22 protein-coding genes are annotated in these 23,164 nt (G+C 33.2%); 2 read left to right on the forward strand and 20 right to left on the reverse strand.

What is annotated here, in order from left to right:
- The first annotated feature begins 27 nt into the window (after positions 1-27).
- Positions 28-1,656, forward strand: a complete 1,629-nt coding sequence (gene ade / locus ABEG63_RS12005; protein ID WP_346585052.1) for an adenine deaminase — start codon at positions 28-30, stop codon at positions 1,654-1,656.
- Between the two features lie 168 nt (positions 1,657-1,824).
- Here ade and ABEG63_RS12010 read toward each other — a convergent pair whose 3' ends face one another.
- The 3 genes from ABEG63_RS12010 to ABEG63_RS12020 form a co-directional block, all read right to left on the reverse strand.
- Entirely contained in the window at positions 1,825-2,631 is an 807-nt protein-coding gene (locus ABEG63_RS12010) for a patatin-like phospholipase family protein (protein ID WP_346585054.1), read from the reverse strand.
- A 71-nt stretch (positions 2,632-2,702) separates the two neighbouring features.
- The gene (locus ABEG63_RS12015) at positions 2,703-3,275 is read right to left on the reverse strand and encodes an NAD(P)H-binding protein (protein WP_346585056.1); all 573 of its coding nucleotides are present in this window, start codon (positions 3,273-3,275) and stop codon (positions 2,703-2,705) included.
- Between the two features lie 34 nt (positions 3,276-3,309).
- Positions 3,310-3,738 carry an aldo/keto reductase gene (locus tag ABEG63_RS12020; RefSeq protein WP_346585058.1) on the reverse strand — a complete coding sequence of 143 codons (429 nt, stop codon included), beginning with the start codon at positions 3,736-3,738 and terminating at the stop codon, positions 3,310-3,312.
- Positions 3,739-3,901: 163 nt separating this feature from the next.
- Here ABEG63_RS12020 and ABEG63_RS12025 point away from each other — a divergent pair, with 163 nt between their 5' ends.
- On the forward strand, positions 3,902-4,798 hold the full coding sequence (locus tag ABEG63_RS12025; protein ID WP_346585059.1) for a helix-turn-helix transcriptional regulator: 897 nt from the start codon (positions 3,902-3,904) through the stop codon (positions 4,796-4,798).
- Between the two features lie 159 nt (positions 4,799-4,957).
- Here the strand turns inward: ABEG63_RS12025 and ABEG63_RS12030 are convergent, their stop codons facing one another.
- From ABEG63_RS12030 to ABEG63_RS12110, 17 genes are all read right to left on the reverse strand, one after another.
- Entirely contained in the window at positions 4,958-5,557 is a 600-nt protein-coding gene (locus ABEG63_RS12030; protein WP_346585060.1) for a hypothetical protein, read from the reverse strand.
- Positions 5,558-5,618: 61 nt separating this feature from the next.
- On the reverse strand, positions 5,619-6,233 hold the full coding sequence (locus ABEG63_RS12035; protein WP_267402441.1) for a PH domain-containing protein: 615 nt from the start codon (positions 6,231-6,233) through the stop codon (positions 5,619-5,621).
- A gap of 111 nt (positions 6,234-6,344) precedes the next feature.
- Complete coding sequence (locus tag ABEG63_RS12040; RefSeq protein WP_267402440.1) at positions 6,345-6,788, reverse strand: hypothetical protein; 444 nt, start codon at positions 6,786-6,788, stop codon at positions 6,345-6,347.
- Positions 6,789-6,811: 23 nt separating this feature from the next.
- Complete coding sequence (lpdA, locus tag ABEG63_RS12045) at positions 6,812-8,200, reverse strand: dihydrolipoyl dehydrogenase (RefSeq protein WP_312400050.1); 1,389 nt, start codon at positions 8,198-8,200, stop codon at positions 6,812-6,814.
- A gap of 229 nt (positions 8,201-8,429) precedes the next feature.
- The gene (locus ABEG63_RS12050; protein WP_267402438.1) at positions 8,430-8,690 is read right to left on the reverse strand and encodes a hypothetical protein; all 261 of its coding nucleotides are present in this window, start codon (positions 8,688-8,690) and stop codon (positions 8,430-8,432) included.
- 110 nt (positions 8,691-8,800) lie between these two features.
- Positions 8,801-11,464 carry a glycoside hydrolase family 3 N-terminal domain-containing protein gene (locus ABEG63_RS12055; protein ID WP_346585063.1) on the reverse strand — a complete coding sequence of 888 codons (2,664 nt, stop codon included), beginning with the start codon at positions 11,462-11,464 and terminating at the stop codon, positions 8,801-8,803.
- A gap of 251 nt (positions 11,465-11,715) precedes the next feature.
- Complete coding sequence (locus tag ABEG63_RS12060; RefSeq protein WP_346585065.1) at positions 11,716-13,158, reverse strand: alpha-L-fucosidase; 1,443 nt, start codon at positions 13,156-13,158, stop codon at positions 11,716-11,718.
- Between the two features lie 127 nt (positions 13,159-13,285).
- Complete coding sequence (locus tag ABEG63_RS12065; protein WP_346585067.1) at positions 13,286-13,471, reverse strand: DUF1731 domain-containing protein; 186 nt, start codon at positions 13,469-13,471, stop codon at positions 13,286-13,288.
- A gap of 53 nt (positions 13,472-13,524) precedes the next feature.
- A complete protein-coding gene (locus ABEG63_RS12070; protein WP_346585069.1) occupies positions 13,525-14,007 on the reverse strand; it encodes a hypothetical protein in 483 nt (160 codons plus the stop codon).
- Between the two features lie 706 nt (positions 14,008-14,713).
- Positions 14,714-15,292 carry a DUF2071 domain-containing protein gene (locus ABEG63_RS12075; RefSeq protein WP_346585070.1) on the reverse strand — a complete coding sequence of 193 codons (579 nt, stop codon included), beginning with the start codon at positions 15,290-15,292 and terminating at the stop codon, positions 14,714-14,716.
- Between the two features lie 76 nt (positions 15,293-15,368).
- Positions 15,369-15,842 carry an SRPBCC family protein gene (locus tag ABEG63_RS12080; protein ID WP_346585072.1) on the reverse strand — a complete coding sequence of 158 codons (474 nt, stop codon included), beginning with the start codon at positions 15,840-15,842 and terminating at the stop codon, positions 15,369-15,371.
- Between the two features lie 80 nt (positions 15,843-15,922).
- A complete protein-coding gene (locus ABEG63_RS12085) occupies positions 15,923-16,732 on the reverse strand; it encodes a DCC1-like thiol-disulfide oxidoreductase family protein (protein ID WP_346585074.1) in 810 nt (269 codons plus the stop codon).
- Positions 16,729-17,100, reverse strand: coding sequence for a hypothetical protein (locus ABEG63_RS12090; RefSeq protein ID WP_267402434.1), 372 nt, complete (start codon positions 17,098-17,100; stop codon positions 16,729-16,731). Before ABEG63_RS12090 ends, ABEG63_RS12085 begins: the two co-directional genes overlap by 4 nt.
- A 78-nt stretch (positions 17,101-17,178) precedes the next feature.
- Positions 17,179-17,583 (reverse strand): hypothetical protein, encoded by a 405-nt coding sequence (locus ABEG63_RS12095; protein ID WP_346585076.1) that lies wholly within the window; start codon positions 17,581-17,583, stop codon positions 17,179-17,181.
- 7 nt (positions 17,584-17,590) lie between these two features.
- Positions 17,591-17,935: a hypothetical protein gene (locus tag ABEG63_RS12100; protein ID WP_346585078.1), complete on the reverse strand. Its 345-nt coding sequence runs from the start codon at positions 17,933-17,935 to the stop codon at positions 17,591-17,593.
- A 70-nt stretch (positions 17,936-18,005) separates the two neighbouring features.
- On the reverse strand, positions 18,006-18,509 hold the full coding sequence (locus ABEG63_RS12105; RefSeq protein ID WP_346585080.1) for a transcriptional regulator: 504 nt from the start codon (positions 18,507-18,509) through the stop codon (positions 18,006-18,008).
- Between the two features lie 131 nt (positions 18,510-18,640).
- Positions 18,641-23,164: a TonB-dependent receptor plug domain-containing protein gene (locus tag ABEG63_RS12110; protein ID WP_346585082.1), complete on the reverse strand. Its 4,524-nt coding sequence runs from the start codon at positions 23,162-23,164 to the stop codon at positions 18,641-18,643.

Below are 23,164 nucleotides of genomic sequence, written 5' to 3' on the forward strand. Positions count from 1 at the left end.
ACATTCACTTAAAAATATTCAACATCAATGGCATTTACCATTAAATCAAACCTAATCGACATCGTCTCAAAAGAAACATATCCTGCAGAAATTACAATTAAAGACAATAAAATCAATTCAATACAAAGAATTTCAGAAACGCTTGAAACGTATATTCTGCCAGGTTTTATCGACGCTCACGTTCATATCGAAAGCAGCATGCTCGTTCCTACTGAATTTGCTAGAATTGCTGTAAAACACGGAACAGTCGGAACGATTTCTGATCCGCATGAGATTGCTAATGTTTTGGGAATTTCCGGAGTTGAATATATGATCGATAATGCAAAGCAAGTTCCTTTTCATTTTTATTTTGGAGCTCCGTCATGTGTTCCTGCGACTCATTTTGAAACATCAGGAGCTGTAATTGATGCTGAAAATATTGATCAGTTACTGAACAAAGAAGAGATTGTATATCTTGCGGAAATGATGAATTTTCCCGGCGTGATTTACAAAGACGAAGAAGTCCTGAAAAAGCTGGAATCTGCAAAGAAACACAAAAAGCCTATCGATGGGCATGCTCCGGGATTGATGGGTGAAGAAATGAAAACGTATTTTAATGCTGGAATTTCAACCGATCACGAGTCTTTTGGATACCAAGAAGCATTGGAAAAACTTCAGCATGGAGTAAAAATTATGATTCGTGAAGGAAGTGCTGCCAAAAATTTTGACACTTTAATTCCTTTATTAGAAGACTTTCCAGACCAAATCATGTTCTGTTGTGATGACAAACATCCTGATAATTTAATTGAATCTCATATCGACGACCATGTAAAACGTGCCCTGAAATTGGGACATGATTTGTATGATGTTTTGCGTGCTTCATCATATAATGTCATCAAACATTATAATTTACCGATCGGTTTATTACAAGTTGGAGACAAGGCAGATTTTATTGAGATTGATAATCTTCAGGAGTTTAATATTTTAAAAACTTATATTGATGGAAATTTGGTTGCCGAAAACGGAAAATCTTTCCTTCCCTCTATTGAAACTCCGATCGTAAATAATTTTCACTGTAATCTGAAAGAATCCTCCGATTTTAAAATAGAAAGTAAAGGTGAAAAAATTCGTGTGATAGAAACACTGGACGGACAATTAATTACCAAAGAAATTCATGCAGAATCATTAACTGTTGACGGTTTTGCCGAATCTAATCCTGATGAAGATATTCTGAAAATTGCGGTGGTCAATCGTTATTATGATGCGCCTGTAGCCACTGCTTTTATCAAAAATATAGGGTTGAAAACCGGAGCAATTGCCTCTTGCGTTGCCCATGACTGCCATAATATTGTGGTTGTAGGAACTAATGATGAGGATATGTGTAAAGCCGTCAATGCGATTATCAAGGCAAAAGGTGGAATTTCACTTGCTACAGAGACCGAAGAAATGGTTTTGGAACTTCCTATTGCAGGAATTATGACAAATCTTCCCGCGGAAGAGGTCGCTGAATCTTATATAAAATTAGACCAACGTGCTAAAGAATTGGGAAGTAAATTGAGAGCACCTTATATGAGTTTATCTTTTATGGCTCTTCTGGTAATTCCTGAACTGAAACTGAGTGACAAAGGGCTTTTTAATGGAAAAAGCTTTGAGTTTACAGATGTTTTTATTGAATAAATAGGTTTTATAGCTTTTGTCTGTTCGAGTTTTTTTTCGTAATGAAATGAAGAAAAATGTATCGAGAACTTTTACTTAAATTGAACTTCTCGATACGATTTTTTCAAAATCTACTCGAAGCGACGTAATTTCAAAAGAAATTAAGGGTTTAATCATTTAAAGTTAATTTTAAACAATTCTTTTTTCAGTTTCGGGTGATGCGTAAAATTTACTTTCATTAAAGCTATCTTTAGCCGCATGATAGCCGATATTGAAAATTTCATCCAGTCTGTCTTTTCTTCTTTCAAAAGTTCCGTAAGTGGAAAGTTCCTGTGAAGTGATAAACCAGTCGCAATACTCGAATTTTGCCTTTTCTACACGATAAGAAAGCAAGTCGTAGGAACGGGAAACCACCGCTTTTATTGATTTTAAATCATGAATTTTAATATCGTGAGGCGGAGATACAAAAACACCGATCAGTTTATCACAATCCTCGCTGATAATATCTGCCGGAAAATTGTTCAATACTCCTCCGTCACAGTACATTTCATCACCGATAATGTAAGGTGTGGTAATCCCAGGAATGGAACATGAAGCAATAATTGCATCGACAACTTTGAAATTTTCATCGAATATTTTTTCAGTTCCGTTGACTAATTCGGTGGCAACAATTTTAACTTCTTTATCCAAATCGCCTAATTTCATTTCACCAAAAATAGGATTCAAATAATTACGAAAAATCACTGAGGAAACTAATCCCGGCTGATTGAATGTAAAATGTTTCCAGTTGAAGAAATACACCGAGTTGAAAAAATCGAGAATTTCTTCGGGAGTTTTACCTACCGCATACAAAGCCCCAACAATAGATCCGGCACTGCAGCATGATAAAATATCGACATCAATATTCTTTTCGTTCAGAAATTTTAATACGCCTGCATGTGCAATACCTTTTGTACCGCCTCCCGATAAAACAAGTCCTGTTTTCTCAAAATTCATAGAATAAATTTAAGAAAACAGGACGAGATAATCAGATTAATTTCCTAAAATATCAGGATTTTAAAATTATTTTAATTTTTACTAATTCCTAAATTCTGGTTAATATACAGATTAGGATAATTCATGAGTTTTGAAACGAAATCCGCAATGCTTTTTCGTGAAATCGCAGAACCTTTTTCAGGAGTACCTTTGTAAGTGATCTCATAATCAATCTCATCATTATTGGTAAACCAATCGGGTCTGAGTATTGTATAATCGAGCCCAGACTTTTCAATAATATCCGCCAGCTTTCGATAAGGCTCTAAAACCGGGCGCAATGGAACATTATAAATCCCGATCGAGCTAATGGCAATGACTCTTTTTACGCCTTCCTCTCTCATTGCTTTCACGATATTTCCTGTCATAATTTCAAGGTTTCCGTCAAGATTTATATAAACGATTTCCTGACCTTTTATCGCTTTTTTTATATCATTAAACCGAAGCGCATCGCCTTCTATTACTTGGCAATCTTCCGAAATATATCGGGAAAGTCGGTTTTTATTTCTTACGAATAAAGTTAATTGCATATTTTCCAAAGGTTTTACAGCTTCTATTACGTATTGTGCAAGACTGCCCGTAGCGCCTATGATAAGTATTTTTTTCATTTAAATTTTTAATTCTTTTTGTAAAAGATGGAAATTATTTTCCAACTCTTGCCTGAAGATGCTGAGGATACCTTTCTCCCACAATCTCGATGGTTTGCAAAGCATTTTGAATTTTTGCTAAATCATCAACTGAAAGATCAAGAGCAGCACCTCCCACATTTTCTTCAAGTCTGTGGATTTTTGTAGTTCCCGGAATTGGAGCAATCCAAGGTTTCTGTGCCAAAAGCCAAGCCAATGCTACCTGAGCAGGCGTTGCATTTTTTTCGATTGCAATATCTTTAACCAAATCTACCAATGCCTGATTCGCCTTTCTATTCTCTTCTGAAAAACGAGGTACGATGTTTCTGAAATCAATAGCTTCATTTTCCGGAGTTGCAGACCCATATCCAAAAATAAGCCCCATACATCCTAAACCTAATGCGGAAACTTCAAGTCCGCTTTTACCTAATGTTCTTGTTTTCATCTTGATTGTACTATTGTTAAATTTTATAACACAAATGTCCGAACTATAATCAAGGAGGATTTTATACAGATTACGGTATTTATTACCAAAATTACTGATCACAATTTCAAATTGATTGTCAACAATATATAATATCTAATTTTGTATCAATAAATTTCACTGTATGGAAAAAATTATCAAAATCGACACTGTTGATATGTATAATAAAATGCGAGGCGTGGAAACTCTAAACCCACTCATCACCATTATAGATCTTTCTAAAGCGCAAGCAATGCCTGCACAGACTTTTCATTCTGGGTTGTACGGTATTTATCTGAAAGAACTGCAATGCGGAGAATTGAGATATGGCAGAAATACCTATGATTATCAGGAAGGAACTTTAATTTTTGTGGCGCCTGGACAAATTTTAGGAGTGCAGCCTAATGTAACGAAATTCGAGCCTAAAGGTTGGGCTTTGTTATTTCATCCGGATCTGATAAAAGGTACTTTACTGGGAAAACACATGCAGGACTATACTTTTTTCTCGTATGAATCGAACGAAGCATTGCATCTCTCAGAAAAAGAGCGAAAATTTGTATTGGAGTGCTTTGAAAATATAGAAAATGAAATTTCTCAAAACATTGATAAACACAGCAAAACATTAATTACCTCAAATATAGAACTGTTCCTTAATTACAGCGTACGATTTTATGATCGGCAGTTTATTACAAGAGATAATGCCAACAAAGGAATTATTGAAAGGTTTGAGAATATTTTAAATGATTATTTTCTTTCTGAAAAGCCTTTAACAATAGGTTTTCCTTCGGTAGCCTGGTGTGCAGCACAGCTTAATTTATCTGCCAATTATTTCGGAGATTTAATAAAAAAAGAAACCGGAATTTCACCGCAGGAATATATTCAGTCTAAAGTAATTGACTTGGCTAAAGAAAAAATATTCGATATAGAGAAATCCATCGGGCAGATTGCTTATAGTTTAGGTTTTAAATATCCACAGCATTTTACGCGTTTGTTTAAGCAAAAAACGGGAATGTCTCCTTTGGAATACAGGAGTTTGAATTAATCTGAATTGTTGATCTATTTTCTTTATTTAAATTGAAAAGACTCAGTTTTATATTTTTTTCAAATTGGCAAAATTTGTTGATTTTGAAATCTTTTGAATGAATGACCGAAACCACTGAAAATAGCGAGTGCGGAAAGCGGGAAATAGCTTCTAAAAAAACTACTTTTTATCGTATAATTTAAGAATCTGAACCAGATCATTATCATCTGCCATCATATCTATTAAAGCAGAAATATCTGGTGAATTTCCGAGCTTTTCTTTCAACAAAGGCTTTAATCCAGGAGCTTTAAAAGATATTTCTGTAATACTTTTATCTTTTCGCAAGATTAAATATTCTATATTTTGGGTTTCATAGGTGTAGATGGGGCCGGTGTAAAAACTTCTTCTGTACCAAGCGGTTTTATTTCCGTTATACATCACCTGAAGCAAACCTGTATCTTTAGAAAGAATTGATTTTGAACTTACAAAACGTCGTCTTACTTTTTTAAGATCTCTAATCTCGAGATACTTAACGTCAGTTTCGTTAATTTTTACTTTTTTACCTGAAGGATCTAAAACCGTCATTTGCCGGATATAAGTAGCCGGAGAAAACACTGAATTATCGTAAAAGCCAATATTGAGAACTTTTGTCTTTATGGTATCTTTCGAATTTTTTAATACATATTTTACAGGAAAATAAGTCTCCTTGAACATCTCTTCTTTTTGGGAAAATAAAAAGCAAGAACATAAAATCGAAAGTAATAAAATTATTTTTTTCATGATGGTAAGATACAAAAAAGCCCGAGAAATCTCAGGCTTTATCTATATTGCCATTAACACTTTAGTTATTAATATACTTCTCAAAAATTCTTGAGAAATCTTTTTGATTATACTTATCGAAACTATTGGTGTTCCACGCAAAAACATACTCGTTGATTGCTCTTAATTCCTGACTTTTAGAAACATTTTCCTGCTTTCCTGAAGCCACTGTTGTGATTGCTTTTTGAATGCTGTCATTAGAAAAGTTCAACAACGAATGATTGTGGTGAACTTCCTGCTGAATTGCCAAAAGCGCTTTATATAAGTCTTTCAATTGATCGATCTGACCTTTCGCTACGCTGATCATTAATGAAACATTCCCAATATTGAACGAAATTTCAACATCTAAATCTATTGTTCCGGCAGTCTGCAATGCGATATTCGAAAAAGGAAACTGATAATATTCGTATCTCTTCAAAATTCTCTTTTTATCCAACGCACTTGCTCCGTCGATATGAATTAATGCTCTGTTGGTGAAGCAGTATTCATCTCTTTTAGATTTAATCAAGAAGAAAATTTTCTCATTGTCTTCGGATAAAATATAATCATCAGAATCTACTTTATCATAATCGTGAGAAGGAATAATTTTACCAATATCACCTAATCCTAACGCTTCTGCAGCTAATTTTTTAAACATCGTTTTTTGAATTTTTTAAAGTTTATTTAGTGGAATAAAATTAAGAAAATAACTGAGATAAAAACCATCTAAAAAAGAAAAACCACAGATTTTTCTTCTGTGGTTTCCTTATTACTTATTATCTTCTTTTGGATAATACCTAGAACTTAATGGACCTGATAAACTGGATCTAAAATAATCAATATATCCAGTTTTTTCACCATCATCAAATATTTCCAATAATCCAACATCTTTCCCTAAAATAGGAACTGAAGAAATTAGTTCTCTTTTTACACCATCTAAATCCTCAATTTCCATATATGCAATATCGGATTCTTTAATACGCTTTCTTTCTCCTTTTTCAGAAATAGTAAGAACACTTCCTACATATGTTGCTGCATGGTATTTTTTATTTGAAAAGACGCCTATATTTAAAACTCTTGTTTTTATTGTGTCATTACTTCCTTTCAAAACATATCGTGCAGGAAAATGTCTGTCTTTATACTTAAAACTACTTTCTTGAGAATATGAAAAAATAAAGCATACAAGACTTGATAGTATTAAAATTTTCTTCATTTTGGTGTTGGATAATAATTTTATTAAATGTGGATCACTTCTCCGTAAGCAGCAGCAGCAGCTTCCATGATAGCTTCAGAAACTGTCGGGTGCGGGTGAATTGACTTGATGATTTCGTGACCTGTAGTTTCTAGTTTTCTAGCAACAACAGCCTCAGCAACCATATCTGTAACCCCTTCTCCGATCATATGGCAACCTAACCACTCACCATATTTAGCATCGAAAATAACTTTAACAAAACCGTCTGTATTTCCGTTTGCAGTCGCTTTTCCACTTGCAGAAAGAGGGAATTTACCCACTTTGATCTCGTACCCTTTTTCTTTAGCCTGCTTTTCTGTAAGACCAACAGAAGCAACTTCTGGGTGACAGTAAGTACATCCAGGAATATTGCCATAGTCGATTTTCTCAACGTGAAGTCCTTTGATTTTTTCAACACAAGTAATCCCTTCAGCAGAAGCAACGTGTGCCAACGCCTGAGTCGGGATCAAATCTCCGATTGCGTAATATCCAGGAACCGAAGTTTCGTACCATTCGTTTACCAAAACTCTACCTTTGTCTGTCTGAATTCCCACTTCTTCAAGACCGATGTTCTCGATGTTTGCAGCAATTCCAACAGCAGATAATAAGATATCAGCTTCAAGAACGATATTTCCTTTTGCAGTTTTTACAGTAGCTTTTACGCCTTCTCCGCTTGTGTCAACGCTTTCTACAGAAGCATTTACCATAATTTCGATTCCTGATTTTTTCAGAGATTTTTCTAAGTGCTTAGAAACATCCTCATCCTCTACAGGAACGATGTTTGGCATAAATTCAACAACAGTTACTTTTGTACCCATTGTGTTATAGAAATCAGCAAACTCTACCCCAATAGCTCCAGAACCTACAACGATCATAGATTTTGGCTGCTCAGGAAGAGATAATGCCTGTCTGTATCCGATTACTTTTTTACCATCCTGAGGCAAGTTTGGTAATTCTCTAGAACGAGCTCCAGTCGCGATAATGATGTGAGTACCTGTATATTCAGTTACCTTTCCTTCGTTATCTGTCACAGAAACTTTTTTACCTTTTTGTACTTTCGCAGTACCTAAAATAACATCGATTTTGTTCTTTTTCATCAAGAACTCAATCCCTTTGCTCATTTTGTTGGCAACTCCACGGCTTCTTTGAATTACATTTGGAAATTCAAAGCTACCTTCTACCTTATTTAAACCATAATCTTCAGCGTGATTGATATAATGAAAAACCTGAGCAGATTTCAATAAAGCTTTAGTTGGAATACATCCCCAGTTAAGGCAAATTCCTCCTAAATTCTCTTTCTCGATAATTGCGGTTTTAAAACCCAACTGTGCCGCTCTGATTGCAGTAACATATCCACCAGGACCACTTCCGATGACAATAATATCGTAATTCATTAGTTTAAAATTTTTATGCGAATTTAAGGAAAAATATTGGATGAAGCACGTTTCTGAAAATCTGTAAAGTAATGCATAATAAGTCTTATTTCATTTAATATAAAACAAAAAAAAGAGAACAACTAAGTATTCTCTTTCAATAAATTTTATTTTTAATTGAAAACTTCACAAAATTAAATAAGTTTAATTAAACCTAATTAATTGACTTATTTGTATAAATTAGCAAATATTACATCTTTTTAAGCAATTGTTTTTGGCTTCTATATTTTTCATTTAAAGCCTTCAATTGATCCTGTTTCATTTTTTTTGTCGCCAAAGGATGATTCAAGATCAACTTTTTTTCCTGATTATATCTCTTATCAAGCTCTTTAGATTTAATTGCAATCAGTTCGCTTTTCGAAGGATGAGGCGGCGGCGTTGGATGTTTTTGTGCAAAAGCACTTGTTGATAAACCGACTAATAAAATGGTTGATATAAATAACTTTTTCATGACATTTAAATTTTTGAATGATTTTAGTTAAATACTGTTTTTCAATTAAATTCATTCGATTTCGATCTGAATATTACATATATCGTACCATATTTATTTTTTATGATAATTTATTTAATTTCAATGTTCTGCTTCAATGGCAAATTCTTAGAAGAATTTCCAACAAAAATTCGATAGGTTCCTTTTTCTACAATCCAATTCATTTTTTCATCTAAAAACTGTAATTCTTTCACCGGAACTTCAATCGAAATTTGCTTTGATTCTCCTGGCTTTAATTCTACTTTTTGGAAACCTTTCAATTCAATAATCGGTCTTGAAACCGAAGCCAGCAAATCTTTTACATATAATTGAACCACTTCACTTCCTGCTTTTGAGCCTGTGTTTTTTACATTCACTTTTGCAATGATCGTATCGTTTTCAGAATATTTGGTTTTATTTAATTCTAAATCCGAAATCTCAAAAGTCGTATAACTCAATCCAAAACCGAAAGGATACAACGGTTCTCCACTCAAATCATGATAATCGTTTCCTCTTCCCGTCGGATGATGATTGTATGTCAAAGGTAATTGCCCTTCTTCGATTGGGAACGTAATCGGTAATTTCCCAGATGGATTTTCTGCTCCGAAAAGTACTTTCGAAACGGCATTTCCGCCTTCTTCACCGGGATACCAAACATCTAAAATTGCCCCGACTTTATCTTTCCAATCCGTCGTTTTTATCGCAGAACCACCAACTAAAACCACTGTTGTCGGCTTATTTAATTTTGAAACTTCTTCAATAAATTTTTCCTGATTTCCGGGAAGACTCAACGAAGAACGATCCTGAAATTCTCCTTCATGAATTCCTGCGGTAACAATGATGTAATCTGCATTTTGAGCCAATTGTAAGGCATCATTAAAATCTTTTTGATAATCATTTAAACCATAATTCCAAATCAATTCGATATTTGCTTCTCCCCTATTTTCATGAAATTCTACAACTATATCCTGTTTTTGACCTTTAATAAAATCTACGTTAACAGTTTTTGTTGAGTAACTCAACTTTTCCCAATTGTCAATCAATAATTTTCCATTTAAATATAATCTGAAACCATCATTTCCACGAAGTCCCAGTTGATACTTTCCTGAATTCGGAGCTTCCAGTTTTCCTGTCCAACGAACACTATAATTATCAGGTTGCAGTTTTTCAGGATTTGGAGAATACAAAGTCCACTTGAAATTCAATTGTTCGTCTTGTTTTTCAAAAACAGGATTTCCTTTTAAATCAGAATTGGAAAAATAATTTCCTTTTAACCCTTTTTGATTTTCAGAAGATAAAAATTCAGTCGGAACCGTTACAAATTGCTTCAAATTCCAATCAATTCCTTTTGAATAATTGACTTCAACATTTTTATTTTTAATGAAATTTTTAATCCCATCTAAAATGCTTACTTTTTTATTTCCCGGTCCTGAGTAACCACCCAATCTTGCATCAACCGCATCTGTTCCAACCACTAAAATCTTTTTATAATTTTCCGAAATCGGAAGTGTTTGATTATTATTTTGAAGTAAAACAAAAGATTCAATCGCTGTCTTTTCCGCTAAAGGTTTATGATTTATTTTCTTTAATTCATCAATGTCTTTGTTGGAAACATAAGGGTTTTCAAACAAACCTAATTCAAATTTTGCTCTCAAAACTCTTGCTACTGCATCATCAATTCTTTCCTTCGAAATTCGTCCATCCAAAAACGGCGGAATAAACAATTTGTAATGTTGATATTCAGTCTGAAAAATTACATCAAGTCCAGCGTTGATCGCCTGCGCAGAAGCATCATCATAATCTTTTGCCGTAAAATGCAGAACGTTTGCTCCACCAACTGCACTTGCATCGCTAATCACGAAACCGTTGAAATTCCATTCTTTTTTTAATTTTTCGGTCAACAACCAATGATTAGCTGTCGAGGGTCGGCCATCCAATAAATTATAGGAAGTCATCACAGAACGACTTTTTCCTTGTTGAAAGGCTTTTTGAAAAGGAATTAAATGTGTTTCCTCCAAATATCTTTTGCTCCAATGAATTGGATATGAATCTCTTCCACCTTCACCAACATTCGCTAAAAAATGCTTCGGAGTTGTAATAATTCCCTGATTTTCAAAAGAACTTACAAAATTCACTCCCATCACAGAAGTTAAAAATGGATCTTCGCCATAAGTTTCCTCGGTTCTTCCCCATCGAACATCACTTGCCAAATTCACAACCGGCGTTAAAATCTGACGAATTCCTCTCAATCTCGACTCTTTTGCTATCGCTGTCGAAACTTGTTTCATTAATTCAGGATTGAAGGTTGCTGACAAACCGATCGCCTGTGGAAAAGCGGTCGCGCCTTCTCGCATCAATCCGTGTAAAGCCTCATCAAAAGGAATAATTGGGATTCCCAATCGAGATTCTTCCACAAAATATTTTTGAATCGCATTGATTTTTTTTGCCAGTCTTTCCGCATCTTCATTCGCATTGTATTTCAATAATTGTCCTGCAACTCCACCACCTTGGTTTCCCGCACTCACTTGCAATCCGAAAATTCCGTGAGCATATTGACCTTTCGGAACGTTATCCAAATCTCCCGGAATCATAAAGCATTGCCAGAATTTTTCTTCAGGAGTCATGCGTTTAAGCAAATCCTGAACCCTTGCTTCAATCGGTTGTTTTGGATCTTTATATAATGGTTTTTGAGCTGAAATAATTACAGAATTCAATAATGAAATTGCTATGATTTTAAAACGAAATTTAAAGTGCATAAATAATTTGATTTAATTATGGTTCTTTTGTCTTGAAACAAAAGAACCAAAAATTCAAGACTTGGAACTCTTCGCTAAAATTAAAATCTGTTCACTAAAAATTCTAAAACTCGCGCGAATTGATGTTTGTTTTTCAGTTCAACATTTGTGTCGCGCTCAAACAGTAGAATTTTCTTAACGTTCGCAGAATTTATTTTCTTAACGCTCCGATTTCCTATGTCGTTTAATATAAACATAGTTTACAATTTCAACTATAGGGTAATCTGAATTACCGTTGAATATTTTAATTGACTTCTTTCTTTTGGTAAATTAATTTCAATTGAATTTCCTATTTTTTTCCATTGAATTTTGTTTGATAATCCTAAAACTTTCAAAGATTTTGGCTTAAAATTATCAGGAATTGCAAAACTTAATGTTGATGGAGATTCATAATTTGTTTTTTCATCCAAGTGAAAAATATTCACTATTTTTCCATCTTTGCTTTGTGTGTAATAAAAATTTCCGTCGTGGTAAGGTGCGATACTTCTCGTCGCAAAAACCGCCGACTGATTTTTATCCATCCAACCTGAAATTTCATTTAATCTTTCATAAACAATCGGATCATAATCTCCATTTGGTCCGGGAGCAATATTCATCAGATAATTTCCACCTCTCGAAATGATTTTCACTAAAGTTTCAATGATTTTTTGAGACGATTTATAATTGTCATTCGGAACATACGAAAACGAATCCCCCATCGTAATGCAGCTCTCCCACGGAATCGAAAGTGCTTTTTCTGGAACGGCTTGTTCGGGAGTCACATAATTTTCCCATTTTCCGGGAACGGTACGGTCTACAATGATAATGCCGGGTTGGTTTTTTCGAGCCATCATTCCTATTTTATCCATATCAATATCCTGTTCAACCTTGATGGTTCTCTGCCATTCAACATTCGGGTCAATGGTGTGAAACGGACGAACCCAACCTCCGTCTAACCAAAGAATGTCGATCTTGCCGTAGTTTGAAGTAATTTCATTCAGCTGATTAAAGGTGAAATTTTTGAAACTGTTCCATTTTTCCGCGTATTTCTTCGGGTCGTAGTTTACATTTCGGTCTTTTGGAGGAAAATAGGACCACCAATAATCGTCGGAGTGCCAATCAGGTTTTGAGAAATAAGCACCAATTTTAAAACCCTCTTTTCGGAAGGTATTGAAAATTTCTTTCGTCACATCCGCTTTAGGATTTTTAGAAAAAGGAGTTTTTGCAGAAGTTATTTTGTAATCAGACTGTTTCGTATCAAACATGGCAAAACCATCGTGATGTTTTGTTGTGAATACTACATATTTCATTCCCGCTTTTTTCACTGCGTCCGCCCATTTCGGAGGATTGAACTGAGTCGGATTGAAAGTCGTCTGAAGATTTTCATAGTTTTTAACGTATTCGTAGTAAGATTTTCCGTGTTCAGGTTTTCTTTGAGTCCATGATTCATCTTCCGGGCAAAGGCTCCAGCTTTCCACAATTCCCCATTGACTGTACGTTCCCCAATGCATAAAAAGCCCGAATTTAAGATCCTGCCAGTTTTCAAGATTTTGGACAACAAGCGGATCTGTAGGTTTTTGATAGCCTTGTGAAACGTTGTGAGCCTGTGAAAAAAAAGTAGATGATATGAGTAATGATGAAAGAAATAAGGTTTTCGTTTTTGGCTTGATGAACATTAAGTTTAGTTTTTGCTAATTTAATCATCATTTATTAAAATTGCAAAAGCTTACATATTTTAGGCTAAGATTGAAGTTTAGATTAAGATAAATCAAAAATTATTTATAAATTCATAAAAACCTCTTATCATATTTTTATTAAATCTTTAAATACATGATCGACTTCAGAATAAGAGAATTGAAAACCGTTTTTCATTAATTTTTCAGGATAAACGTTTCTACTTTTTAATAATAATTCCGTTTCTGTGTTTAAAAATATGGAAGCGATTTCCAATTGCCAGACAGGTGCATTTAATCCAAATGGAGTCTTCATTTGTTTCCTTAATTTTCGCATAAAATCTTCATTAGACAAAGGATTTGGAGCTGTTATGTTGATTTCTCCTGAATATTTTCACTATTAATTATAAATTCAACAGCTTTACAAAAATCATCAATGTGAATCCAACTTACATTTTGATTTCCTCGTCCTTGCTTTCCTCCTAAGCCGAATTTTGTGATCATTTTTAATTTCGGAAAAGCTCCACTATTATTGCCTAAAACGATGGAAGTTCGTAAAGCTACTTTTCGTACATTTTCTGTTTTTGATTTAAAAAATTCTTTCTCCCAGCTTTTGCAGATATTCATTGAAAAGTCGTCCCCGATGATTCCATTCTCTTCTGTATTTAAATGGGTTTCTAAATGAACGTAAATGGTTGCAGAACTTGCATTCAACCAAATTTTGGGTTTATTAATACATTGATCAATTGCTTGTTGAAGAACTTTTGTACTTTCAATTCTTGAACTGTAAATCTCTTTTTTGTTATTTTCTGTATATCGACAATCGACAGATTTTCCTGTCAGATTTATCACAACAGCTGAACCTTCAAGTAAATTTTTCCATTCACCTAATGTTTTTGTATACCATTGAATTTCATTTTCACGTTTTGGATTTCGGGTTAAGATGTAAACTTGATTTTCTTTTTATACAAAATATTTTTCGAGATTTTTTCCTAGGAAACCTGTTCCGGCGGCGATGAGTATTTTCATTTTGGTGGATGTTTTTTTGTTGATTGTTGTTTGTTGGCTGTTGATGGTTTTAAATTCTTAATGTTTATTGATAGGATTTTATCCTATCCTGTTTTAAGCCGCCACTTTGTGGCTCAATTTTTATTGATGTATTTTTTGAATGATATAATTATTGAAATTATGAATATTCCTATTGCAATTATGCTTTCGATTTTCATCATTATCATCAATTTATTTTGCAGAATATATTTCTGAAAAATCACAAAAATTCCTATGAAGATAGTATTTAGTAAAATTTTATTTACAAATAACAACTTCTTTTTATTAAAAATAATATTCATTTGTACTAATGAAAATAATGGAAAAAAGAAACTTGCAATTACTACAATTTTCAGATATTCTAAATCAATTCCGCCAATCATTTTTACACTAAATATTTTTTCGTTTTCACTTCAATTTCAGAACCTTCTGCAAGCATGACTGAGATAGGTTTTTCATTATTTAAACATTTAAAATTGTCTCCGTAAATGGCTTTGAAATCTATTTTTAGTTAATGATTTTTAACTAAATAATAATCCCATTTTGGATGGCAGACTTCGTATTCTGAGGTTTGATTTTCTCTTTTCGTAAAGCCATAATAATGTTCTGTGATAAATTCAAACTCGGAATTACTTTCCATTTTTAATGGTTGATTTTCTGCTGTTATTTCTATTGAATGCCATGTTTTATCTTTCCAAGAATATTTTATTAATAGTTCTTCGTCTTTTTGATGAATTGTATTTTTCATCGGCATTGTTTTATAATTTTCTTTATAAACTGAATTCGCAACAAAACTTAAAGCCGGTTTTGGAACAATTTCTTTAATGAAAACAACGCCTCTTTTCCATTCGTTTCCTTCTTTTTTCTTCACGTAAAATCTTAAATTTACTTCTTCAAAATTTCGATGAAAAGGAATTGGAAGGCCCAATAATTTTGTATTTAAAAACATAAATCCGACAAGACTTACATAACATTTCCCTTGATAGAAATCGAGTTCGGTTCCTTTTGGAAGATATTTTTCTAAAATTTCGGGATTGATTTCGTAGTTGATGATGGCTAGTTTTCGCCATTCGGCTTTTAGAAAGTTCATTTTTTTTGTTTTTGGTTGTTTGTTGATAGTTTTGAATGTTAATCCATTTTGATAGGATTTTCATCCTACCCTTTTTTTAAATCGTCACTTCGTGACTCATTATTGATTCTGCAGTCGTTTTTATTAATTCATTTCGTTCTAACAGGAAATCTTTCATATAATTTTCAAGGAAGAGTTTATTGAAAATTTTTCCGATAATTCCGAGAGGTGATTGAAATTCAAAAATGTCTGTCATGATTGTGTTTTTACCTTCTTGTTTGAAAATATGTTGATGTTTCATAGATTTGAAAGTTCCTTTCAACATAATATCCGTGAATTGATGAGGTTTATCCATACTGACAATTTTTGTTGTTAAAGTTTGTACAACTCCTAAATGTTTTGCTTTCCAAGTAACTGTTTCATCTTTTTCAATTAAGCCTGAAGTTATTCCTGCGATTGCTTTTTCGTTTGTTTTTGAAGTTGATTTTTGGTGTAAATCAATGTCTCTTGCCAAATCGAAAACCGTTTGGATATTAGCTTTGATGATTGTATTTAGATGGATTGTTGACATTTTTGGTTGATTATTGTTATTGTGTATTTTTTGATAGGATTTTCATCCTACCCTGATTTGAGTCGTCCCTTCGGGACTCTTTATTTATTAATCCAAATTAAAATAATCATCATCATTATTCTAAAAATCATCCATGAAAGTGTGGGAAGAAAGTTTAATTTTAAGATTTTACATCTTCTTATATGTTCAAAAAACATGATGGATACTACAATTCCAAAATAAATGATATTAGAAATCGGATTTAAATTCAGAAATAAAGCCGGAATTAAAAGCAATGTTCCAATCAAAGAAACAGTCATCATATTTCCCAAATAATTCCAAATTTTATCTTTTAAATGGGTTTTTAAAAATATAACCTGCCACACGATTTGTCCGATGCAAATTGCAAATTCTCTCCAATAGTTTTGGTTTAAACCAAGCCCTAATTTTGTTGAAAATATACTTAAAACAAAAGCTGAGAAAAATACAACAAATGCAATATAAGCCAACCTATATTTTAAATTAAAATCAGGAATACAAGCAGCTTCTGAATTATTTTTTGACGGAATAATCTGCTTTCTGTTGTATGACACAAATGAATACAGCTTTTTGAAAAACCAATACAAAGGTTGTATTCTCGCAATTTTTTCTAGCGTTGGAAATGAATTTCCGATGATTAATAATAAACTATCCAAACCGTAAATCACTTCATTTTTTTCATGATCGACTAAGGCAATTTCGTTCTTTGCACGTTTGAAATTAATAAGGTTTTTATTCTTTATGGTTAATTCTGTAAAGGCTTCTCTTCCGCTTTCATCGAGCATTCCCGCTTTAATAAAACCTTTGGAGTAGATGTTACACATTGGGCATTCGTTGTCGTAGATTAAGGTGTGTTTTGTGAGAGTTTTCATTGTGCTTGTTTTTGAGATTTGTATAATTTATAGTTTTCGTAAACATAAAGAATTGCTAAAAATGGACTGTAGAAAAATGCAGACATTATAATACCATCCATAATAGAGGCAATATTGTTATCCAATTTTACAGTTCGCTTACATACAATAGAAATCCAAACTGGTAAAATCAATATTCCATAAATATAAAAAAACAGTGATTTTTCAATTCTAAAAAAGATTTTAAGTAAAAAACTGATTAATTGTGGAATTCCTACAATAAAATAAAACAAGATCCATCCCGATAAACCTGCAAATAGAAAACCTTGCGGACCAATTATTAAAAAGAAAAATTGGATATAGTAATCATTTTTAGCAAAAGTTTTCATGGTCATTAATTTTAAAGGTTCAAAAAGTCTCCTCTCGTTCTTTTATTCTGGATTTTGAAAGTGAAATACATCCAGATTTTAAATATCAGTGTTTTCATTTTTGATAATTTTATCTTTATTCATGGCATGTTTACGGCCTTTTAGGAAAAGTAATAAGTTCAGAAGCATCATTATTCCTAAGTAAATTGAAAATTTCCCAATCTTTTCACTCATATCGACAACCAGACTTTCCATCGTTTTAATTTCATAAAATTCTATAATACAGAGTGCAAAACCAATGTTGAGAAGGTAAAATCCGATTTTAAACAATGAGTTTGTAGCCATCGCAATGTCTTCTTTCTGATGAAAAATATCAATCATAAAAGTTTTTGAGTTTTTGAACAGAAATTGTGAAACAAAAACAGTCAGAGTAATCACAATTGGCAAGTAAATCATGTACGCTGAAAAATTGTAGGTCGTTGTGGTTAAAATAGTTGCTGTCATAATAGTTTTATTTGATGGTTAAATTTTTTCTTAAAAAATAGAGTGCAAAAATGTTTATATAATGTAAAACACAAAGTACCAATACTATATATCCGATTCGAATGGCTGTTACCGTAAGAAGCTGCTCCATGTTGTTTACTTTTTCCCAATATGTAACATTAATCGCGATATATCCAAGATTGATCAGGTAATAGCATCCTAAAAGTATCCTGTTGATCGTAAGGCAAAGCACTTTATCATGAATCAGATATTCCAGATAATCTTTTCCTGCGTTGTAACATCTTCGCCCGACATCGATCGTGATATACGAACTGATGAAAAGAAAAAACAGATATGAAATAATATTGAACATTTTATAATTTTTATATTTTCAATAATTTTTGAAAGTTTATTTGAAATAAAAAAGGATTTTGAAGTCCTTCTTATTTTAACAAGTTGGTAATTTTTCCAACCAACCAGTGATCATCACTCTTTATCGCCAGATCCATAATATTGTTGATTTTTCCTGTAACGGAGCTAAAATCTTCCATTAATTTGATGAATTCTTTGGCGCCTTCAGAATCTTTATCCTCAATATCTTTCAGCTCTTCCAAAAAAGCAATTACGGGTTCAATTTCTCTTTTTCTACGTTCTTTAGTGATTTGCTTGAATAAATACCAAACATCTTTTTCTGCTACGAAATATTCTTTTCTATCTCCTTTTACAAACTCTTTTCTTACAATTCCCCAATCGATCAATGCCCGAAGATTCATATTGGCATTCCCTCTGGAAATCTCCAGCCCTTCCATCACCTCATCGGTAGAAAGCGGCTTATCACTCGCCAAAAGCAAAGCATGAACCTGCGCCATTGTACGGTTGATTCCCCAATTGGTAGCAAACGTTCCCCATGTCTGAATATACTTTTCTTTGGCTTCTGAAAGTTGCATTTTATCTGTTTTTAAATTTCTATTACAAATATAATTAAATATTTTGAATTTTCAATAAATTTTGAAAATTAAATTAAAAAAAATAGAAGCTACTCCGAAGAGCAACTTCTATTGCTAACATTCAATTATTTTTAAGGTTCAATCTTAGCTTTAATTCCTTCATTCCAATATTTAGATTCCGGCATATAATAGAGGTAAATAGCACTTGCTTTTCCTGTATATTCTCCTGCAAACTCGGTTTTTAAGTCCAAATTAATGACTTTCGTTTCATTAGCATCAAAATGTTCCCAATACAACACCAGATAATTGTCAAAAATCTCATAATAAGAGACCTGCTTTTTATCAATCAAATCTTTCAGTAAAGCATTTTGCAACGTTAATCCTGCGGGAATTCCTATTTTTGCGGTGACCATTGGCAATTGACCGTTGATTTTATTTTTTATGGTTACCGTCAACCTGTTCGTCTCTCCTACTTTTGAGTTTAACAATTTCAGCTTGGTTTCCATAGTCACAGGAATATCTGTACTTTTCGGAGCCTGTAAAGTATAAAATTCATAATCCAGTTTATAAGGAAGTCCTTTTGTACTCGGATAATTAATATTGATATTATTTTCTCCTGATTTAAATGCCGAAGCGATATTAATTCGCGGTGAAACATCCGCATTATTTACTTTGATAATCGGTTTTTCATTGCCATACAGCTTTTCATTTTTAGCAAAGAAATCAGACAATGTTTCCAATGCAAGACTTGTAGCCTGCGTAGAGCCGAAACCGTAATATCCGTTATAATTAATCAATTCATCAGCAACTTTAGCAATCTGTAAAGGGCTTTGGTTTTCATCTTTCTGCAGCGCCATCATATATAAAGAAAGGGTTTCCGCATTGGCAGACCTTCCGCCTGAACCTGTAAAAGTTACTATTGTATTGATCTTTTTATCCGTATCCTGCTTGTTTAAAATTTCCATTAAACTACCATATTCCTGTATTTTTCCAAGATTTGCGGAAGCGTTTGCCATTAATGCCAACTGATAAGAATCTTTTGTTGCCAAAGCTCTTTTCAGCATCAATTGGTAAGAATTTTCAATCTCATTTTTCACACCAACTTTCGATAAAGCATATAAAACATACATATTTCTCGACCAAGAATAATCGGAATATGGCTGATTCATTTCATAATTTCTTCTCACTTCAAAAAGTCCGTTTCTGTCTTTTTTAGATAAAATAAATGTTTTTAAATTCTGAATTAAAGATTCATCAATACTGATCAGTTTCTTCAAATCATTAAACTCCAGCAAAGCAAAAGCAGACACGGCAACACTCGATTCTGTAGAACTGAAATATCCGAACCCGTTGTCTTTATTTTTATAGCTTAACATTCTCTGAAAGCCTTTTTTTAGATTTTTAAGAACTAAACTTTCCATTTCAGCATCTATTTTTTTGATCGATTTAAGATAATTCAGAATGAAAATATTAGGATAAACCGTCGAAGAAAGCTGCTCAAAACATCCATAAGGCTCTTTTTTCAGTCGTTCTAGATCCTCAAACATCTGCAATGCTCTGTTTTCAAAAACATAATATGATGCATTCAAGCTGCCATCGATCAATTCAGGAATATCAATTTTTACGCTTTCATTTTTATTATTAATGATCGAATAATGATGCGGAAAACCTTTCTCCTCCACTTTGAAGGGCAAAATCATCGTTTCTCTGAAATCCCCCGAACGAACTATAAACTGAATATTTGAATTGATGATTTCATTCGTCTTCATTTTAACAAATAATCTTCCGGATTCTAATGATTTTAAGGTAATTAGACTGTCCGATTTCATCAAGTTCACCCGATTCGGAACCACCACATTCATCATCATTGTTTTGGTTTCATTCGAATTATTTTTAATCACCACCGGAATCATCATCTCATCCGTTCGCGTCAAATATTGTGGAATTTTAGCATCAATAGAAATTAAACTTTGAGCCGCATAAGTGGTTTCATCCCTTCCCAAAAGCCCGTTCGCAGAAATTCCCTCCGTCATAATTCTGAAGGTCGTATTGGCATCAGAATTATAAAACTCTATTTTTGCCTTTCCGTTTTTATCGGTTTCAATCACGGGATTCCAATAAATGGCCTCTCTGTAATCATATCGGTAAGAGGTATTGGTCGTTTTATACACCGGATAGGAAAACTGTCTCGTATAATTATAGCCATCCAAACTGTCGCTTCGCACGGCTTCCACCGCAAAATAAGACTTCGGGCTAATATCTAACTTCACACCTCTTCCACCGCTTCCAATAGAATTCACCAATACAACGCCATTCGAAGCACGGCTTCCGTAAAGGGCAGTTGCCGCCGCATCTTTCAAAACCGTAATACTCCCAATATCATTAGGATTGATCGTGGTATTGAGGTTTTCCACAGGCATCCCATCCACAATATACAATGGCTGCTTATTCGAAATAGAAGCCACCCCTCTTACTCTTATATTGACATATCCACCAGGCTGACCTGTGCTGTTAACTTCAATGCCAGCTACTTTACCATTTAAAGCAGATAAAACATTTGGATTTTGAAGTTCAGTTGTCTTAAGAGAGGCTAAGGCTCCTGTCATAGACTCTTTTCTCATGATTCCTAATGCAGTAACAACAACCTCTTCAATATGTTGGCTTTTAATTGTATCTGATATTTTACCTAAAGGTTTCTGAAACTGCTTCTTTGGTGTTTCTTTTACCAATTCTTTCGGTTTTTCTTTTATTTCAGCTTCTTTAATGATTTCTTCAACATCAACATGACTTATTTTTTTCTTATCTAAAGGATTAATATCCAGTTTATAGGATAAAATTCTCACTTTCACTTCATGTTTAGGCAACAGCGATTTTGCAATAATCTTATACGACTTATCACGTTGAAGATCTGAAAAGTAAAATAATCCGTCTTTCGTTGTATTTTGCTTTACAATTTTACTTTCCTTATAACTTTCTTCCAACAAAAAAACTTCCGATTCTACAGGATTTTTATTTTCATCTTCTACCATCCCGTAAATCGAATTTTTCTTTTCCGGAAGGTATTTGTATTTATTGGATTGAAGCACTTCGGGGATCAGTTCAAAATATCGGTAGCCGTTGGTAAGCATCACCAAATCTAGACTTTTAGATGCCTTTTCTTCTTTTTTATCAAAATAAAACTGCGGTTTTTCAATCTTTCCTTTGAGTTCAGAATCCATCAGCAACCATGAAATAATATGGTTTTGCTTGTCATCGGCATACGTCCAAAGCTTATCATCAACGACGCTCAATCCAAGATTTGCCGGAACAGCTTTTTGATTTTCATCTAAGGTTTCAATATCCAAAACAACTTTTTCGCGCGGAAGATAATTTTGTTTTGAAGGTTTAATTTTGATGCTCAGCTGCTTATTTTCATTCGCAAAAATAACACGCTCCGCCAACGGAATATCTTTTTCAAAAACGGTAAATCTGCAGATTCCGACAGGAAGTTGATGTTCAGGAATTTGAAATGCATTTAATCCTTTTTTTAAGATGATTGATTGACTATAAATCTCTTTATCTCTAAAGTTTCCTTTGACCACAACCGTCTTCTCCTCAGTAGAAAATAATTTAAAGTTAAACCTCTTATTTTCTTTAGTAACATTTAAAACAACTCCTTCACTTTTTGCAACAGAAAAAGGGTAGATTATTTTTATATTTTCCGGTTTAACAACTTTTGCATAATACGTTTCATCTTTTTTAGCGATAAATAGAAAAGATCCCATTCCGAAATGATAAGCAGAAATTTTTTTTATTTTTTGATGATTTTGGTTAAAAATTTCCAGTGTTACATCCACAGGTTTTTCAAACTCATCCAAGACTTTAAAAGCAATATTTTGTTCAATTCCGTTAATCAAACTTCCTCCTTCAGGCATAAACTTTACGTCTAAATTATTAAGAACAATTGGAATATTTCGCGAAATAGATTCTGTAAATCTATCAAAATTAACTTTGATATTTAATAAAGCATCAGACGATTTCAGGATCTTTGGCAGACTAAATTTCAACTGATATTTTCCTTCTTTATCGGTTATTAGTTTTCCTTCGCAAACCTTTTCTCCATCATGCATTACGGTGTAATCTGCCTCGTAAAAAGGGATAGGTAAATTACTCAGACTTTTCATTGAAAAATCCGCTAACACTTCATCTCCCGCACCATAGCCTTTCTTCGGAAAATCCAGTTTCATTAAAATTCTTGGTGAGACAATCTTCTGTAAGGTAATTTCCTTTTCGAAAGCATTTTTTCCCTGTTCATTCAGCATCCAGTTGGTGTAAGCACGAATTTTATAGATTCCGCCTTTCATTTCGTGATCAAAATAAATAAAGCCTTCAGCATAACCGCTTTTTATTTCACATTTCAACTTTTTGGAAACTGTTCCGCTAGGTTCAATCAATTCAAAATTAACCACTTTACTATCCTGAGTCGGAAGATTATTCTCACCTTTAACAATGTAAATTTTAAAGTACATTTCTTCTCCCGGTTTAAAAAACACATGATTGGTCTGCACATATACTTTCTCTTTTTTAAAATCCTGAAACGGTTTTTGAGCATTAAAAAAAACACTTAGAAAAAGAAAGTTAAGCGAAAAAATATAGGTTAGAAATTTGAAATTCAT

This window comes from Chryseobacterium sp. C39-AII1 (genome assembly GCF_039672645.1).
Taxonomy (GTDB): Bacteria; Bacteroidota; Bacteroidia; order Flavobacteriales; family Weeksellaceae; genus Chryseobacterium.

Excerpts from the sequence above, each read along its gene's own strand:
- ade (WP_346585052.1), top strand. The coding sequence starts at position 28 with ATGGCATTTACCATTAAATCAAACCTAATCGACATCGTCTCAAAAGAA.
- ABEG63_RS12055 (WP_346585063.1), bottom strand. The coding sequence starts at position 11,464 with ATGCACTTTAAATTTCGTTTTAAAATCATAGCAATTTCATTATTGAAT.
- ABEG63_RS12075 (WP_346585070.1), bottom strand. The coding sequence starts at position 15,292 with ATGAACTTTCTAAAAGCCGAATGGCGAAAACTAGCCATCATCAACTAC.
- ABEG63_RS12095 (WP_346585076.1), bottom strand. The coding sequence starts at position 17,583 with ATGACAGCAACTATTTTAACCACAACGACCTACAATTTTTCAGCGTAC.
- ABEG63_RS12020 (WP_346585058.1), bottom strand. The coding sequence starts at position 3,738 with ATGAAAACAAGAACATTAGGTAAAAGCGGACTTGAAGTTTCCGCATTA.
- lpdA (WP_312400050.1), bottom strand. The coding sequence starts at position 8,200 with ATGAATTACGATATTATTGTCATCGGAAGTGGTCCTGGTGGATATGTT.
- ABEG63_RS12100 (WP_346585078.1), bottom strand. The coding sequence starts at position 17,935 with ATGTTCAATATTATTTCATATCTGTTTTTTCTTTTCATCAGTTCGTAT.
- ABEG63_RS12010 (WP_346585054.1), bottom strand. The coding sequence starts at position 2,631 with ATGAATTTTGAGAAAACAGGACTTGTTTTATCGGGAGGCGGTACAAAA.
- ABEG63_RS12065 (WP_346585067.1), bottom strand. The coding sequence starts at position 13,471 with ATGAAGACTCCATTTGGATTAAATGCACCTGTCTGGCAATTGGAAATC.
- ABEG63_RS12090 (WP_267402434.1), bottom strand. The coding sequence starts at position 17,100 with ATGAAAACTTTTGCTAAAAATGATTACTATATCCAATTTTTCTTTTTA.
- ABEG63_RS12040 (WP_267402440.1), bottom strand. The coding sequence starts at position 6,788 with ATGAAGAAAATTTTAATACTATCAAGTCTTGTATGCTTTATTTTTTCA.
- ABEG63_RS12025 (WP_346585059.1), top strand. The coding sequence starts at position 3,902 with ATGGAAAAAATTATCAAAATCGACACTGTTGATATGTATAATAAAATG.
- ABEG63_RS12105 (WP_346585080.1), bottom strand. The coding sequence starts at position 18,509 with ATGCAACTTTCAGAAGCCAAAGAAAAGTATATTCAGACATGGGGAACG.
- ABEG63_RS12060 (WP_346585065.1), bottom strand. The coding sequence starts at position 13,158 with ATGTTCATCAAGCCAAAAACGAAAACCTTATTTCTTTCATCATTACTC.
- ABEG63_RS12080 (WP_346585072.1), bottom strand. The coding sequence starts at position 15,842 with ATGTCAACAATCCATCTAAATACAATCATCAAAGCTAATATCCAAACG.
- ABEG63_RS12110 (WP_346585082.1), bottom strand. The coding sequence starts at position 23,164 with ATGAATTTCAAATTTCTAACCTATATTTTTTCGCTTAACTTTCTTTTT.
- ABEG63_RS12050 (WP_267402438.1), bottom strand. The coding sequence starts at position 8,690 with ATGAAAAAGTTATTTATATCAACCATTTTATTAGTCGGTTTATCAACA.
- ABEG63_RS12085 (WP_346585074.1), bottom strand. The coding sequence starts at position 16,732 with ATGAAAACTCTCACAAAACACACCTTAATCTACGACAACGAATGCCCA.
- ABEG63_RS12035 (WP_267402441.1), bottom strand. The coding sequence starts at position 6,233 with ATGTTTAAAAAATTAGCTGCAGAAGCGTTAGGATTAGGTGATATTGGT.
- ABEG63_RS12030 (WP_346585060.1), bottom strand. The coding sequence starts at position 5,557 with ATGAAAAAAATAATTTTATTACTTTCGATTTTATGTTCTTGCTTTTTA.
- ABEG63_RS12015 (WP_346585056.1), bottom strand. The coding sequence starts at position 3,275 with ATGAAAAAAATACTTATCATAGGCGCTACGGGCAGTCTTGCACAATAC.